Genomic DNA, 13,959 nt, shown 5'->3' on the forward strand with positions numbered 1-13,959 from the left:
CAAAATATTAAGTTTTATGGGCAAAATAGTTGAAATTATATATCCGTTATGGTATTATTTGAACATTAAGTCGAAAACCAGATAAGAATGCATAGGTGCATACTCCATAGCGGAAGTGCACCGTTTTTTGTATTGTAAGAGAATCGGGTGATTTTCTGATTGTCTGGTTAAGAAGAGGAGGAGCTATATTATGAAAAAGAAACTGAGTTTATTGTTGGCAGCAGCAATGACGGCCGGTCTGGCTTTGACGGGATGCGGCGGTTCCGGAAACGGAGGGGCGGCAGGCAGCGGAGAACAGACTTCTGCGGCAGGGCAGGAGACGACTGCTCAGAGCTCATCTGCATCAGCAATCGATACAACAGGATTTCTGGCTGTGGCCAACGTATCTGACGTTCAGACAGCCGATGTACAGAGGACGTCTAAGGACTATCAGATTCCGATGAACATCTATGACCGCCTGGTGGATATTCAGGTGGCAGAGGACGGAACATCTTCCGTAGTGCCCAGTCTTGCGGAATCATGGGATGTTTCTGAGGACGGACTGGTGTATACCTTCCATTTGAGAAAAGATGTTAAATTTCATAACGGCAATGATTTAACGGCAGAGGATGTTGCATACACATTTAAACGCCTTCTTACCGTAGAGGGGGCGACGAATACGGAATTTATCGACCAGATTAAGGGTGCGGCCGAATTATATGACGGCACGGCAACGGAGCTGGAAGGTATGGAAGTGGTTGATGATTATACCTTTAAGGTGACTTTAAAAGAGGCGTATGCAGGATTTTTGGCCTGTCTTTCCGCGCCCGGTGTTTCCATCTATGACAGTGAGGCTACCGAGGCAGCAGGCGACCAGTTTGGATTAGATCCTGCGGTTACTGTGGGTACAGGGCCGTTTAAATTCGCTTCCTGGACATTGAATGACCAGATCGTGCTGACTGCTAACGAAGACTATTGGAGAGGCGCGACAGAGCTTCCCGGAATCGTAATTAAGGTGGTTCCTGATACGGAGACACAGACCATGATGTTTGAAAGCGGCGAACTGGATCTGATTGACCTGGATTTTGTTCAGGATGCGGTGGATCATTTTATGGAAGCTTATCCTGATCAGATCGTTTCGGGACCACGTGTGGGAATCACATATTTTACAATGAATCAGAAGCTGGAACCATTTAACGACGTTAAAGTCCGCAAGGCGGTTCAGATGTCGATTGACCGTCAGGCCATTCTGGATGCGCTGTACGGCGGCAGAGGCGACGTGGAAAACGGTATTTTCCCTCATGGACTGATCGGCTACAATCCTGATCTTCCTGCAATCAACTATGATCCGGAAGCGGCTAAGGCGCTGCTTACAGAGGCCGGTTATGCGGACGGATTTACTATGGAGATCGGAGCGGATGCCAGCGCATCGGATACTACGACCATGGCGCTTGAGATCATCAAAGACCAGCTTCAGGAAGTTGGAATCAATGCGGAGATCAAGAATTATGATGAGTCCACTTGGCTGGATACCAGAAAAGCGGGAGATATGGGCTCCTTTATGAGCACATGGACTGCAGATTACAATGATCCTGATAACTTTATCTATACATTCTTTGGCGGTGAAGACAAGACAAAGATGAGATCCATTAACTATCCGGATACGGAAGTGATGGCCCGCGTTCAGGCAGCGAGAGCGATTGTGGACGTGGATGAAAGACTTGCTGAATACAAGGCTTTGGAAGAAAAGATCATTCAGGAAGATGCGGCATGGGTTCCGATGTACTCAAGACAGCATTTATTTGCAGTGAGCAAGAGGACGCAGGGATTCCAGGTATCATGGAATGGCTTGAGTGATGTCAATTTCTATCCGATTTCTGTTAAATAACTGATAAACACTTATGGATGCCGCAGGATGAGGATTACTTGTTTTGCGGCATCTATTTTAGTGAAAAGGAAGGGATTTGTCTCGTGATAAAAAATATCGTAAAACGCATTTTGATTTCAATTCCGGTTCTGATCGGAGTGATCCTGATCATCTTTATCATGCTCCGCATCGTTCCCGGAAATCCGGTGACCACGATGATGGGCGAGCATGTGAATGAAGCGGTCATTGAAAAAGTGAGCAGGGAGATGGGATTGGACCAGCCTCTTTATATTCAGTTTTTTAAATACATAGGAAATGCTCTGCATGGCGACTTCGGAACCTCTTACCGGCTGAACAGAAATGTGACGAGTATAATTCTGGAGTCATTTCCTAATACCATTAAGCTTTCAGTCTGCGCTGCGGTGGTTGCGTGGATTATCGGCATTGTGTCGGGCATTGTGGCTGCCATTAAGCAGAATAAGCTGCTGGACCGTTTATTTATGGGCGGGGCGCTGATCGGCGTATCCATGCCTGTGTTTATGACCGCATTGTTTTTGCAGTATACGCTGGCATTTAAATTAAAGATTTTCCCGGTGTCGGGTTATAATTCACTGGCCTGTATGGTTCTTCCGGCCATCGTGCTGGGGTGGAACTCGGCGGGCAGCATTGCACGTATGACCAGGTCCAATTTGCTGGAAGTGATGCAGGACGATTATATCAGGACTGCAAGGGCCAAGGGGCTGAGGGAATACGGCGTTATCGTAGGACATGCGCTGAAAAATGCCATGCTTCCGGTAGTTACCATGATGGCGCTTCAGATATCCAGTATGCTGTCGGGCGCGGTTATCACGGAGAGCATCTTCGGGGTTCCGGGTATCGGACGGCTGGCGGTCAATGCCATTGAAACCAGGGATATGCCGCTTTTGCAGGGGACGGTTGTGTTTACCACCATTCTGGTGATTGTGGGCAATCTGGCTGCCGATTTATTATATTCCGTATTAGATCCTAGAATCAGGGAGGGTGCATAACATGAGCAAATTACAGAAAAACAATTCTCTCAAAGCTTCAGCCGAAGGGGCCGGACAGGGTTCTAGGGAGTACGGATTGGAGGGCACAGCTTATACGCCCGATATGGATTCTCAGATCGGAGAAGCGGATACATGGCTGGATAAGGTGAAAACTTTGGTACGGCAGAATAAACTGGCCGCTTTTTCGGCGGTTGTCATCGTATTGATCTTGCTGGCAGCCATCTTTGCGCCTCTTGTAGCGCCTTATGATTATCTGAAACAGAGTCTGGTTGACCGCCTTCAGGCGCCCAGCGCGGAGCATTGGCTGGGGACGGATGAATTGGGAAGAGACGTGGTGAGCCGTATTATCTATGGCGCCAGGGTTTCTTTGACTATTGGACTTGTACCGACGCTGATTTCTATGACGATTGGAACGGTTCTTGGGCTGTTTGCCGGTTTTTACGGCGGTAAGGTGGATTTTATCATCATGCGTCTGGCGGACGTTATGCTGGCGTTTCCATCTCTTTTGCTGGCCATGGTTGTGATGTATACCATGGGCGGAGGGCTTGTGAATATTTTCATCGCGCTCAGTCTGGTTAACTGGGCCAGTACGGCGAGAATTGTGCGTTCGCAGACCTTGTCTTTAAAGGAAAAGGAGTATGTGGAGGCGGCCAGGTCCATCGGCGTGAAGAAATGGACGATTATGATGCGCCATATTCTTCCAAACTGCATTCCTTCTCTGATCGTATTGTTTACACTCAACATTCCTTCGGCCATTCTTTCCGAATCCAGCCTGAGTTTCCTGGGAGTGGGAGCGCAGCCGCCTTCTGCCAGCTGGGGGCTGATGGTTGTACGCGGGAAGAAGTATTTGTTCAGTGAACCGTGGCTGTCTCTGGCGCCTTGTGTGGCTATTATGATCGTAGTAATCGCATTCAACTTTTTGGGCGACGGGCTTAGGGACGTGCTGGACCCATATTTGAAAGAACAGTAGGAGGGGATCAGAATGAGTGATAATAAGGTATTGGAAATCAAAAATCTGAAATCCCACTTCTTTACGGCAAAGGGCGAGGTTCCGGCTGTGGACGGAGTCAGCATTACCGTTCCCCAGGGCAAGATTATCGGCATCGTTGGGGAATCGGGCTGCGGCAAGAGCATGACGGCCATGTCGGTGATGGGGCTTTTGAGACATCCGGGAAAAATCGTGGACGGGACGATTACATTAAACGGCAGGGATATTACCCATTTGTCTAAGAAGGAGTTGTCCCAGGTCCGCGGAAATGAGATTTCCATGATATTTCAGGAGCCCATGACTTCCCTGAATCCGGTCTATCAGGTGGGCAGGCAGGTGAGGGAGGCGATTCTTCTTCATCAGAAGATGAGCAAGGAAGAGGCAAAACAGAAGGTCATCGACATTTTCCGGGAAGTCGGGATTCCGGAGCCGGAAAAACGGTATTATTCCTATCCGCACCAGCTGTCCGGCGGGCTTCGCCAGAGGGTGATGATCGGTATGGCTATGGTCTGCAAGCCGAAAGTGATGATTGCGGATGAGCCGACGACAGCTCTGGACGTTACTATTGAAGCGCAGATTCTCCGGCTGATGAGGCGGCTTTGCGATGAGCAGGGCACTTCGATTATTCTGATCACTCATAACATGGGAGTTGTGGCGGAGCTTTGCGACTATGTCTATGTTATGTATGCGGGAAAGGTGATGGAACAGGCCGAAACATTTGAATTATTTGAAAATACCCAGCATCCCTATACGAGGGGGCTGCTGAAATCCATACCGAAACTGGACAGCAAGGAGGAACGGCTGTACACGATTGAGGGCGTGGTGCCGAATCTTCTTCACCTTCCGAAAGGATGTAATTTCTGCAACCGCTGTGAACTGGCAGAGAAGATCTGCTTTGAGAAAAAACCATGTTTGTATCAGACGTCCGAAGGGCATGGAGTCAGATGCTTTCAGTATGAACAAGAGGTGCAGTTAGATGGAATATAAAAAAGTTCTGATAGAAGCAAAACATCTGGTGAAGGAATTTCCGCTGGATGGCAAAAAGGGAAAATCAGTGGTTCATGCGGTTTCCGATGTAAATCTGGAGATCTATGAGGGCGAGACTTTGGCGTTAGTCGGAGAATCGGGATGCGGAAAAAGCACGCTGGGCCGGGTTTTAATCCGACTTTTGGACCCGACGGCAGGAGAGGTTGATTTTGAAGGAGTCAATATTGCCGGGCTGAAGGAAAAGGAATTTGCCCGGTACAGAAAACAGATGCAGATCATCTTTCAGGACCCGTATGCTTCCCTGAATCCCCGGATGAATGTGAAGGAGATCATTGCGGAGCCGCTGGTCACTCACGGGCTGGCTAAGACGAAGCAGGAGGTGGAGGAACAGGTCAGGGAATTGATGAAGGAAGTGGGGATTCCGGCGGAGTTTATCAACCGCTACCCGCACCAGTTTTCCGGCGGACAGAGACAGAGAATCGGGATCGCCAGGGCTATCGCCCTGCATCCTAAACTGATTATCTGCGATGAGCCGGTTTCTGCTTTGGATGTGTCCATCCAGTCCCAGGTGCTGAACCTTTTGAAGGATCTGCAGGCTCAGTACCAGCTGACCTATCTGTTCATCTCCCATGACCTCAGCGTGGTTAAATTCATTGCCGACAGGGTCTGCGTGATGTTTCTGGGGATGATATGTGAAGTGGGAGATACGGACAGTTTGTATGAAAAACCGCTTCATCCTTATACCAAGTTTTTGTTAAATGCAATTCCAAAGGCTGACCCTAAGTTCAGGAAAGAGGAAAAAGAGCTTCTGACAGGGGAGATTCCAAGTCCTGTGAATCCGCCTTCGGGCTGCCGGTTCCATACCAGATGTCCTTATGCAAAGGAAATCTGCAGGGAGAAGGCGCCGGAGGGGAAAAAGGTGGGAGATCGTCAGGTGTTCTGCCATTTTCCATTGATATAATTTTTTTGCAATTTATTAAGTGACTGCAAACTGATATTTTACATATGGAGCCGGACTTTTAAAGTCCGGCTTTGACATTTTACCAGCTTTTTGAAGTGCAGCAGAAGGAAAGAGGACTTATGAAAATAAAATATGTGACAAATCATTTCTATACACCGATTCTGGCTGATGAAAGCGTGTTCTCTGCGGAGGATGCCATACATATTATACAGGAGAGGGCAGCGGATCTGATTAATATCAAACGGATGAGCGGTCCTGTATATGAGGGAAGCAGGATTCGGATGAATGACGCATGGGAACCGGTATCGGGGAAATCCCGGAAAATGAGCTGACAGGAGTGGAATAAGCGGATGGAATATGGTATATTGAAACAATCGGCAGTCACGATCTATGAGCGCGCCTGTACATGGAAGGAATCGGGCGGAGAACGGATATCTTCCATTGCGGACGAAGGGCTATACGGTATGGCGGTCAGAATTACAGGGGAAGAGGAATGCGGATATCTGCCTGTGATAACCCATTACGGATATGGCGGTTATGTGGAAATGTCCGCGCTTTGTCCGGCGTCTTTGAAGGAAGTGAAGGCCAGGGACCTGGACTGCGTCAGAGTTGTGGACGCGGGCTGCGCGGATGTGCTGTCTCTTCCAAAGGTTTCGGGAATCAGACTGGCTTCTCTGTTTCGGGGAAGCTTGATTGAAGTGCTTTTGGAACGGGAAACAGACGGCTGGTCGGCGGTGCGCCTGGCGGATGGAACAAAAGGATATATGAGAACGCAGTTTTTAGCGGAAAAGAAATTCAAACACAGTTTTTTGTGGGAAGGGATTCTGCCTCAGGCTGAAATAGGCGGGGAAGAGGAGTTTCGCAGGGATGTGGTGGAAACGGCATTCAGGTATATGGGCACCCAATACCGCTGGGGCGGGAAGAGCGGCCAGGGAATCGACTGTTCGGGTCTGACTTCCATGGCCTATATGATGAACGGGATTTTGATTTACCGGGACGCCAGGATCAAAGAGGGATATCCGGTGAGGGAGATTCCATTTGTGAGGAGAAAGCCGGGGGATCTGCTGTATTTTCCGGGGCATATCGCCATGTATCTGGGAGAGGAACGCTATATTCATTCCACCGGGAAGGCGGGAAGCGGCGGTGTGGTGGTTAACAGCTTTAGGTCGGGAGACGATGATTACCGGGAGGATTTGGCCGGGAATTTGCTGGCGGTTGGAAGCATTTTTTAGGCGGAAAGTGAGGAAATATGAAAGTATTTGATATGCACTGCGATACATTGATGGCTGTCAATGATGCAAGAAAGGCCGGAGAGGCCGTAAGTTTTGAGAACAATGAGTTACATATTGATTTGAATAAATTGAAAAAGGGAGATTATCTGCTGCAGTGTATGGCGGCATTTGTCCATCTGGGAAGGGATAGGAATCCGCTGGAAACGGCGATGGAAGAATTTGACGTATTTTATCAGATCATGGATCAGTATAAGGATTCCATAGGTCAGGTGAAATGTTTTGGAGATTTGGAACGGAACATGAGGGATGGAAAGATTTCCGCCATGCTGACTGTGGAAGAAGGCGGGACCTGCCTCGGCAATCCTGCGGTGCTGCGTATGTTTTACCGGCTGGGAGTGAGGATGATGACCCTTACCTGGAATTATGAAAATGAACTGGCTTATCCGAACCGAATGCCTCATGATGAAAATGATAATTTTCCGGCGTCGGCGGATTTGCAGCACGGTCTGAAGGAGAGGGGAATCGAATTTGTCAGGGAGATGGAGCGGCTTCATATGGTTGTGGACGTATCGCACCTTTCCGACGCCGGTTTCTGGGATGTTGCAAAATACAGCACGCGCCCGTTTATTGCCAGCCATTCCAATGCCAGGGCGTTATGCAGTCATGTGAGAAATTTAACGGACGATATGTTAAAAACCATGGGAGAGCGGGGATGTCTTTTGGGCATCAATTACTGCGCCGCATTCCTGGACCAGCAGGACAAGGAAGAAAACTGTTTCAGCTCTGTAGCCCTGATGGCAGACCATATCCGTCATATTCAAAATGTGGCCGGAATTGATATCATCGGACTTGGTTCGGATTTTGACGGAATCGGCAGCAGGCTGGAGATGAAGGACGCTTCTTATCTTCCTTTATTGGAAAGGGAGCTTAGAAAACGGGGATTTCATGAGTCGGAGATCGAAAAGGTCTTTTATAAGAATGCCATGAGAGTATTTAAAGAGCTTTTGTAAATGGGCGAAGGGCTGTGATCAGCAGAAAGAGGATGGAAATACTGCCGGTTGGCAAAACGGAGAAAAACGATGGATGAGAGACTGACTTTGGAAAAAAGGATAGCGGCGGAAATTGCCAGCTATGACGGCAGGATGGCTGTCTATGCCGACGATCTGCGGGGAAATGTGATCGCCATTTACCCGGATGAGAAATTTGAAACGGCCAGTACGGTGAAAACTTATATTCTGGCCTGCCTGTTTGACCAGGTGGAAAAAGGAAATGCGGATTTGGAGGGAATGCTTGCGTTAAAACCGGAACATATGGTGGAGGGCAGCGGCGTTCTCTGTTCTTTAGAGCCCGGACTGAAGCTCAGGGTGAAGGATGTGGCCACGCTTATGATTATCGTCAGCGACAATGTGGCCACCAATATGATGATCGAATATCTGGGAAAGGATACGGTCAACAAATGCATCAGGAAGCTGGGATGTAGAGATACGGTTTTACATAACGATATCCATTTTGACAGGTACCGCAGGCTGGGAACAACCACTCCCAGGGATTATGCGGGCATGTTTATCCGCCTTGCAAAAAAGGAACTGATAAGTGAGGCGGCGGATGAGGCCATGATGTCCATTTTCCGGAAACAGCATTACAACAGCATGCTGACCGGGGCGTTTCCGCCTTATTTTCTGGATTGCGAGGATACGGGAGAGGAAGAGCTGATCAGCGTGGCGTCCAAGAGCGGAAGCATGGATGCCTGCCGCAATGACGGGGGAATTATTACCACGCCTTACGGTTCTTATGTGCTGGTGATGATGCATAAGGAATTCAGCGATTCCATTTACTATCCGGGTCATCCGGCTACCGTATTCGGGGCTAAGGTGAGCCGGATGATACTGGATCAGTATCTGGCGCTGGAAGGAAGATTTTACCTTTAGATATTTTGTCTGTTGTTATATTGGAGGATATTCGCTATAATCAAGGTGAAAATAATAACAAAAGAGAAAGCCTCTGTTAAGGAGTGACAGGATGAAAAGAATAATTTTAGATTTGAACCCTTTTAAGACGGAAGACAAGGCGCTTGAGTATATTTGGCTGGAGATGGACATAGACGAATCCTTTGGACAAAGCCTGTCCGGTTTATATGACGCTTTAGCCGCCATGACGGAAAATACCTGTGTGGGTGTCTTCTGCCCGCCGCAGGACGAGACGGGGGCTTATGAGTATGGCTGGAAGGTAAAACGGGTTTTTTGGGATGCGCAGGCGGACAATGAGCATTTATGCGTGATCTATGGAGACCTGGAAGAGAATTACGCGGAATAACGGGGCGAAGGAACGAATGGAGAAGGCGGTATGAAACATTTTCGAAATGCAAGATTGAAGAAGAAGCTGATTTTATTAGGAATTGTCAGCGTGTTGGGGCTGGTTTTGATGGGCGCGTCCTCATTGATCACAACAAATCAGATCAGGAAGTCCAGTACGGATATGACACAGGCCTGGCTTCCGTCTGTTATTATTGCGGAAGAATTGAATACGGCCACTTCTGATTACAGAATCAATGAATACAACCATGTGATCACCCATGATGAGGCGGTGATGGAGGAACTGGAAAAAGAGATGGCATTGGTCTGCGAGGACATTGAAGACAAGTTCCGCCAATATGAATCGCTGATTACCAATGAAACGGATGAACGTCTGATGCGGGAGGCGGAGGATGTCTGGCACGAGTATCTGGAATACAGCAAAGAGATTCTGGAAATCAGCCGGAGAAATGATACTGACGACGCCAGGGAACTGATCATCGGACAATCCAGGGACTATTTTAACCAGGTCAGCAGTTTGTTCATCGACGTGGTGGATTTCAATAAAAACGGGGCGGAAGCGGCCAGCGCCTATGCGGATACTTTATACATCCGCATGATCAAGATCAAGATGACTACCATGGGCCTTATCAGCCTTTTGATTATTATTATGGTGGTTTATATTATCAAGGCCGTGGAAAAGCCGGTGGAAGAGCTTGTGGAAGGTACCAGACGGCTTGCAAGCGGTGATTTAAGCGTAAGCCTGAACTATGAGTCGGACGACGAATTGGGAGTGCTGACCGAGTCGGTCAATACGCTGGTGCACCGTCTGCGCGCCATCATTGGCGACCAGAAGCGGGTGCTCCGGGAGCTGGGCTGCGAGAACTTTGACGTGAAATCAGAATGTGAAAATGCCTACAGCGGCGATTTTGCCCCGATTCTCTATTCTTTAGAGGGGCTGCGCTCGAGGCTGATCCATCTGAAAAAACAAACACAGGATATTAAGAGAAAGAATGGAAAATAAGATGACAGCTAAGTGGATGCTTCAGACAAAAAAGGCTGATTTTGACGCCATAGCAGGCAGGTACAGAATCAGCCCTGTAACCGCGAGAATTATCAGAAACAGGGATGTCCAAAGTGAAGAGGAGATCAGACGGTATCTTACCGGAACTTTGGACGACCTGTATGATCCCCACCTGATGAAGGATATGGACCGGGCGGTGGAGATACTAAAAGAAAAGATCCGGGATCAGAAGAGGATCAGGATCGTAGGGGATTACGACATTGACGGCGTTTGTTCGACCTATCTGCTCTATAAGGGGCTGAGTCGCGTGAACGCCGCCGTTGATTATGAGATTCCCGACAGAATTAAAGACGGATATGGAATTAACGAATCCATTATCCGGGACGCGTATGAAAGCGGAATTGACACCATACTCACCTGCGACAACGGAATCTCCGCCATTTCCCAGATCGCCCTTGCAAAAGAGCTGGGTATGACGGTAATCATTACGGACCATCACGATATTGCGGAAGAGGACGGAAAAGAGCTGATTCCCCAGGCGGATGCGGTCATTAACCCGAAACAAAAATCCTGTACCTATCCATTTTCCGGAATCTGCGGAGGGCTTGTGGCGTATAAGCTGGTTCAGGCGGTCTATGAGGCCTATGGGGTTCCCATGGAAGAATGGAAGGACCTTTTGGAATTTGCGGCCATCGCTACGGTGGGCGATGTGATGAAGCTCCAGAATGAAAACAGGATCATCGTAAAATACGGCCTGATGCAGATTCGTAAAACCGGAAGCCTGGGCCTTAAAAAGCTGATTGAAAAAAATGACCTAGACCCGGAACATATCTCTTCTTATCACATCGGCTTTGTGATAGGACCCTGCCTGAACGCAGGAGGACGTCTTCAGACGGCAAAACTGGCCTTGTCCTTACTTTTATGCCAGGACGAGGAAGAAGCCGGCCGTATGGCCCAGGAATTGAAGCAGCTCAATGACATGAGAAAAGATATGACGCAGCAGGGGCTGGCAGAGGCGGTGGAGCTGGTGGACCGGCATTATGCCGATGATAAAGTTCTGGTGGTATACCTTCCGGAATGCCATGAATCCCTTGCGGGAATCATAGCGGGCCGCCTCAGGGAACGCTATCACAAGCCGTCTTTTGTGCTGACCCGGGGAGAAGAGTCCGTGAAGGGCTCGGGCCGTTCCATCGAAGCCTACCATATGTTTGAAGCACTGCTGGAAGTGAAGGATGTGCTGCTGAAATTCGGGGGGCATCCTATGGCGGCCGGACTTTCTCTGGAAGAGAATATGGTGGATGAATTCCGCCGCCGTCTGAATGAGAATGCCTCTTTAACGGAAGAAGATTTTATAGAAAAGATATGGATCGATGTTCCCATGCCTTTGGATTACATCAGCGAACCGCTCATTAAAGAACTGGAACTTTTAGAGCCGTTTGGACAGGGAAACGAAAAACCTCAGTTTGCCCAAAAGGATCTAAATATCCGGAGCGTGCGCGTCCTGGGCAGAAACCGCAATGCGGTAAAGCTTTGCCTGGTGACGGGGAACGGAACCGTGATGGACGCCATGCTTTTTACTGACGGGGATGAATTTACGGCGAAGCAGGCGGGGCACAGGATGATTGATATTATCTATTATCCTACGATCAATGAGTATAATGGAAATCGTACTTTGCAGGTGACGGTTAAGGATTATAAGCTGCATTGAGGATGATAGACGGTTGTGCGCACGGTAACAGTTCGGCCTTCCGATATCTGCGTCGGCTCCGGCAGTTTCCATGGCTTTTCCTGTGACTTTGCAGGGCATTAGCAATTCTTAACGCGCAGAATTTTTCGTTCAAGGGAAATGTCCACCTGTTTGAGCGTGAGCGAGTTTGGGCATTTCCCTTGGTTTTTAGAAAAATCCTGCACGTTTAGAAGTGCTTATGCCCGAAACCGGAACAGGAAAGGCCATGGAAACTGCCGGAGCCGACGCAGATATTGGAAGGCCGAACTGTTACCGTGCGCCTGAGAATTGATTCCATTTGCTTGACACTGGTATGCTGTTTGTAATATAATCATTTCCAACAACGTCCGGCGCTGGCAGTTTTATCTATCCGGCGCCTGTTTTTTACATTTGCTACCACACAGATAGAAGGAGAGAATGAAAATCATGGTAAATGAAGTAATGAAATTCATCACGAGCTATGACCCTGAAGTTGGCAATGCCATCGAAGCAGAGTGCGCCCGTCAGAGAAGAAACCTGGAATTGATTGCATCAGAAAACATTGTTTCAGAGCCGGTTATGATGGCGATGGGTACCGTTCTTACTAACAAGTATGCAGAAGGATATTCCGGAAAGCGTTATTATGGCGGATGTGAGTGCGTCGATGTCGTGGAAACCATTGCCATTGAACGTGCGAAAAAGCTTTTTGGCTGTGATTATGCCAATGTTCAGCCGCATTCAGGCGCTCAGGCCAATATGGCGGTATTTGTTGCCATGCTGAAAGCCGGTGACACCGTTATGGGTATGAATCTGGATCATGGCGGTCATCTGTCCCATGGAAGCCCTGTTAACTTTTCAGGACTGTATTTTAACATCGTTCCTTATGGAGTAAATGATGAGGGATACATTGATTATGATGAATTAGAGAGAATTGCGGTGGAAGCAAAGCCTAAGCTGATTATCGCAGGCGCCAGCGCATATGCCAGAGAGATTGATTTTAAGAGATTCCGTGAGGTAGCGGATAAAGTGGGCGCTTATCTGATGGTGGATATGGCTCATATTGCAGGACTTGTGGCGGCAGGAGTTCATCCAAGCCCATTTCCTTATGCCCACGTGGTTACAACAACCACTCATAAAACCCTGCGCGGCCCAAGAGGCGGCATGATTCTTGCCAATAAAGAAGAGGCTGATAAGTTTAACTTCAATAAGGCTATCTTCCCGGGAACCCAGGGCGGCCCGTTAGAGCATGTGATCGCTGCGAAAGCGGTTTGCTTCGGTGAGGCATTAAAACCTGAATTTAAGGCGTATCAGGAGCAGGTGGCAAAGAATGCCAAGGCACTGGCTGCAGCGCTGGTTAAACAGGGCTTTAAACTGCTTACAAACGGTACGGATAACCACCTGATGCTGGTTGACCTGCGGGGGATGGAGGTATCCGGCAAGGAACTCCAGAACCGTTGTGACGAAGTATATATCACACTGAATAAGAACACGGTTCCAAACGATCCGAGAAGCCCGTTTGTAACTTCCGGCGTCCGCATCGGTACTCCGGCCGTAACTTCCAGAGGTCTTGTGGAAGAGGATATGGAAAAGATTGCGGAATGTATCTGGCTGGCAGCGACTGATTTTGAGGCCAAGGCTGATTATATCCGCGCTGAGGTGACGAAGATCTGTGATAAATATCCGATTTACTAGGAAGTGATTTATTGATATAGGAAAAGGCGTTTTGCTCTATGCTTGTTGAGCAGACGCCTTTTTATTTTATACCATAGGAAAGTGCTCCTATGATATAAAAAGCCCTCCAATGCCAACTTTGTTGGCTATGGGACCGCACTGCGGCGGCAGCTCTTTTTAGTTTTTCAGCGTACCAGTTCAGCTTTTCGGTGAAAAGTGGAAATGA

At 48.4% G+C, this 13,959-nt stretch carries 13 protein-coding genes; all 13 read left to right on the top strand.

Going from position 1 to position 13,959, the window contains the following annotated elements; all coding sequences use genetic code 11:
• The first annotated feature begins 190 nt into the window (after positions 1-190).
• The 13 genes from C0033_RS23365 to glyA all read left to right on the top strand — a co-directional run bounded on the left by C0033_RS23365 (position 191) and on the right by glyA (position 13,754).
• The gene (locus tag C0033_RS23365; RefSeq protein WP_103230254.1) at positions 191-1,867 is read left to right on the top strand and encodes an ABC transporter substrate-binding protein; all 1,677 of its coding nucleotides are present in this window, start codon (positions 191-193) and stop codon (positions 1,865-1,867) included.
• A gap of 83 nt (positions 1,868-1,950) precedes the next feature.
• The gene (locus tag C0033_RS23370) at positions 1,951-2,874 is read left to right on the top strand and encodes an ABC transporter permease (protein WP_103230306.1); all 924 of its coding nucleotides are present in this window, start codon (positions 1,951-1,953) and stop codon (positions 2,872-2,874) included.
• Between the two features lies 1 nt (position 2,875).
• Entirely contained in the window at positions 2,876-3,844 is a 969-nt protein-coding gene (gene nikC / locus C0033_RS23375; RefSeq protein WP_347501212.1) for a nickel transporter permease, read from the top strand.
• A gap of 12 nt (positions 3,845-3,856) precedes the next feature.
• Entirely contained in the window at positions 3,857-4,849 is a 993-nt protein-coding gene (locus C0033_RS23380) for an ABC transporter ATP-binding protein (protein WP_103230255.1), read from the top strand.
• A complete protein-coding gene (locus C0033_RS23385; protein WP_103230256.1) occupies positions 4,839-5,810 on the top strand; it encodes an oligopeptide/dipeptide ABC transporter ATP-binding protein in 972 nt (323 codons plus the stop codon). The genes C0033_RS23380 and C0033_RS23385 overlap by 11 nt, the downstream gene beginning before the upstream one ends.
• A gap of 119 nt (positions 5,811-5,929) precedes the next feature.
• The gene (locus C0033_RS27825; RefSeq protein ID WP_180994868.1) at positions 5,930-6,142 is read left to right on the top strand and encodes a hypothetical protein; all 213 of its coding nucleotides are present in this window, start codon (positions 5,930-5,932) and stop codon (positions 6,140-6,142) included.
• A gap of 18 nt (positions 6,143-6,160) precedes the next feature.
• Entirely contained in the window at positions 6,161-7,042 is an 882-nt protein-coding gene (locus tag C0033_RS23395; RefSeq protein ID WP_103230257.1) for a C40 family peptidase, read from the top strand.
• A gap of 17 nt (positions 7,043-7,059) precedes the next feature.
• Positions 7,060-8,052, top strand: coding sequence for a dipeptidase (locus tag C0033_RS23400; RefSeq protein WP_103230258.1), 993 nt, complete (start codon positions 7,060-7,062; stop codon positions 8,050-8,052).
• 69 nt (positions 8,053-8,121) lie between these two features.
• Positions 8,122-8,970 (top strand): serine hydrolase, encoded by an 849-nt coding sequence (locus tag C0033_RS23405; RefSeq protein ID WP_103230259.1) that lies wholly within the window; start codon positions 8,122-8,124, stop codon positions 8,968-8,970.
• Between the two features lie 91 nt (positions 8,971-9,061).
• Positions 9,062-9,355 (top strand): hypothetical protein, encoded by a 294-nt coding sequence (locus C0033_RS23410; RefSeq protein ID WP_103230260.1) that lies wholly within the window; start codon positions 9,062-9,064, stop codon positions 9,353-9,355.
• 30 nt (positions 9,356-9,385) lie between these two features.
• On the top strand, positions 9,386-10,357 hold the full coding sequence (locus C0033_RS23415) for an MCP four helix bundle domain-containing protein (RefSeq protein ID WP_103230261.1): 972 nt from the start codon (positions 9,386-9,388) through the stop codon (positions 10,355-10,357).
• Between the two features lies 1 nt (position 10,358).
• Positions 10,359-12,065, top strand: coding sequence for a single-stranded-DNA-specific exonuclease RecJ (gene recJ, locus C0033_RS23420; RefSeq protein ID WP_103230308.1), 1,707 nt, complete (start codon positions 10,359-10,361; stop codon positions 12,063-12,065).
• Between the two features lie 444 nt (positions 12,066-12,509).
• The gene (gene glyA, locus C0033_RS23425; RefSeq protein ID WP_103230309.1) at positions 12,510-13,754 is read left to right on the top strand and encodes a serine hydroxymethyltransferase; all 1,245 of its coding nucleotides are present in this window, start codon (positions 12,510-12,512) and stop codon (positions 13,752-13,754) included.
• The last annotated feature ends 205 nt before the right edge of the window (positions 13,755-13,959 follow it).

The sequence above is a fragment of the Clostridium sp. chh4-2 genome (assembly GCF_002899675.1).
Taxonomy (GTDB): domain Bacteria; phylum Bacillota; class Clostridia; order Lachnospirales; family Lachnospiraceae; genus CHH4-2.

Excerpts from the sequence above, each read along its gene's own strand:
- C0033_RS23365 (WP_103230254.1), top strand. The coding sequence starts at position 191 with ATGAAAAAGAAACTGAGTTTATTGTTGGCAGCAGCAATGACGGCCGGT.
- nikC (WP_347501212.1), top strand. The coding sequence starts at position 2,876 with ATGAGCAAATTACAGAAAAACAATTCTCTCAAAGCTTCAGCCGAAGGG.
- C0033_RS23380 (WP_103230255.1), top strand. The coding sequence starts at position 3,857 with ATGAGTGATAATAAGGTATTGGAAATCAAAAATCTGAAATCCCACTTC.
- C0033_RS23385 (WP_103230256.1), top strand. The coding sequence starts at position 4,839 with ATGGAATATAAAAAAGTTCTGATAGAAGCAAAACATCTGGTGAAGGAA.
- C0033_RS27825 (WP_180994868.1), top strand. The coding sequence starts at position 5,930 with ATGAAAATAAAATATGTGACAAATCATTTCTATACACCGATTCTGGCT.
- C0033_RS23395 (WP_103230257.1), top strand. The coding sequence starts at position 6,161 with ATGGAATATGGTATATTGAAACAATCGGCAGTCACGATCTATGAGCGC.
- C0033_RS23400 (WP_103230258.1), top strand. The coding sequence starts at position 7,060 with ATGAAAGTATTTGATATGCACTGCGATACATTGATGGCTGTCAATGAT.
- C0033_RS23405 (WP_103230259.1), top strand. The coding sequence starts at position 8,122 with ATGGATGAGAGACTGACTTTGGAAAAAAGGATAGCGGCGGAAATTGCC.
- C0033_RS23410 (WP_103230260.1), top strand. The coding sequence starts at position 9,062 with ATGAAAAGAATAATTTTAGATTTGAACCCTTTTAAGACGGAAGACAAG.
- C0033_RS23415 (WP_103230261.1), top strand. The coding sequence starts at position 9,386 with ATGAAACATTTTCGAAATGCAAGATTGAAGAAGAAGCTGATTTTATTA.
- recJ (WP_103230308.1), top strand. The coding sequence starts at position 10,359 with ATGACAGCTAAGTGGATGCTTCAGACAAAAAAGGCTGATTTTGACGCC.
- glyA (WP_103230309.1), top strand. The coding sequence starts at position 12,510 with ATGGTAAATGAAGTAATGAAATTCATCACGAGCTATGACCCTGAAGTT.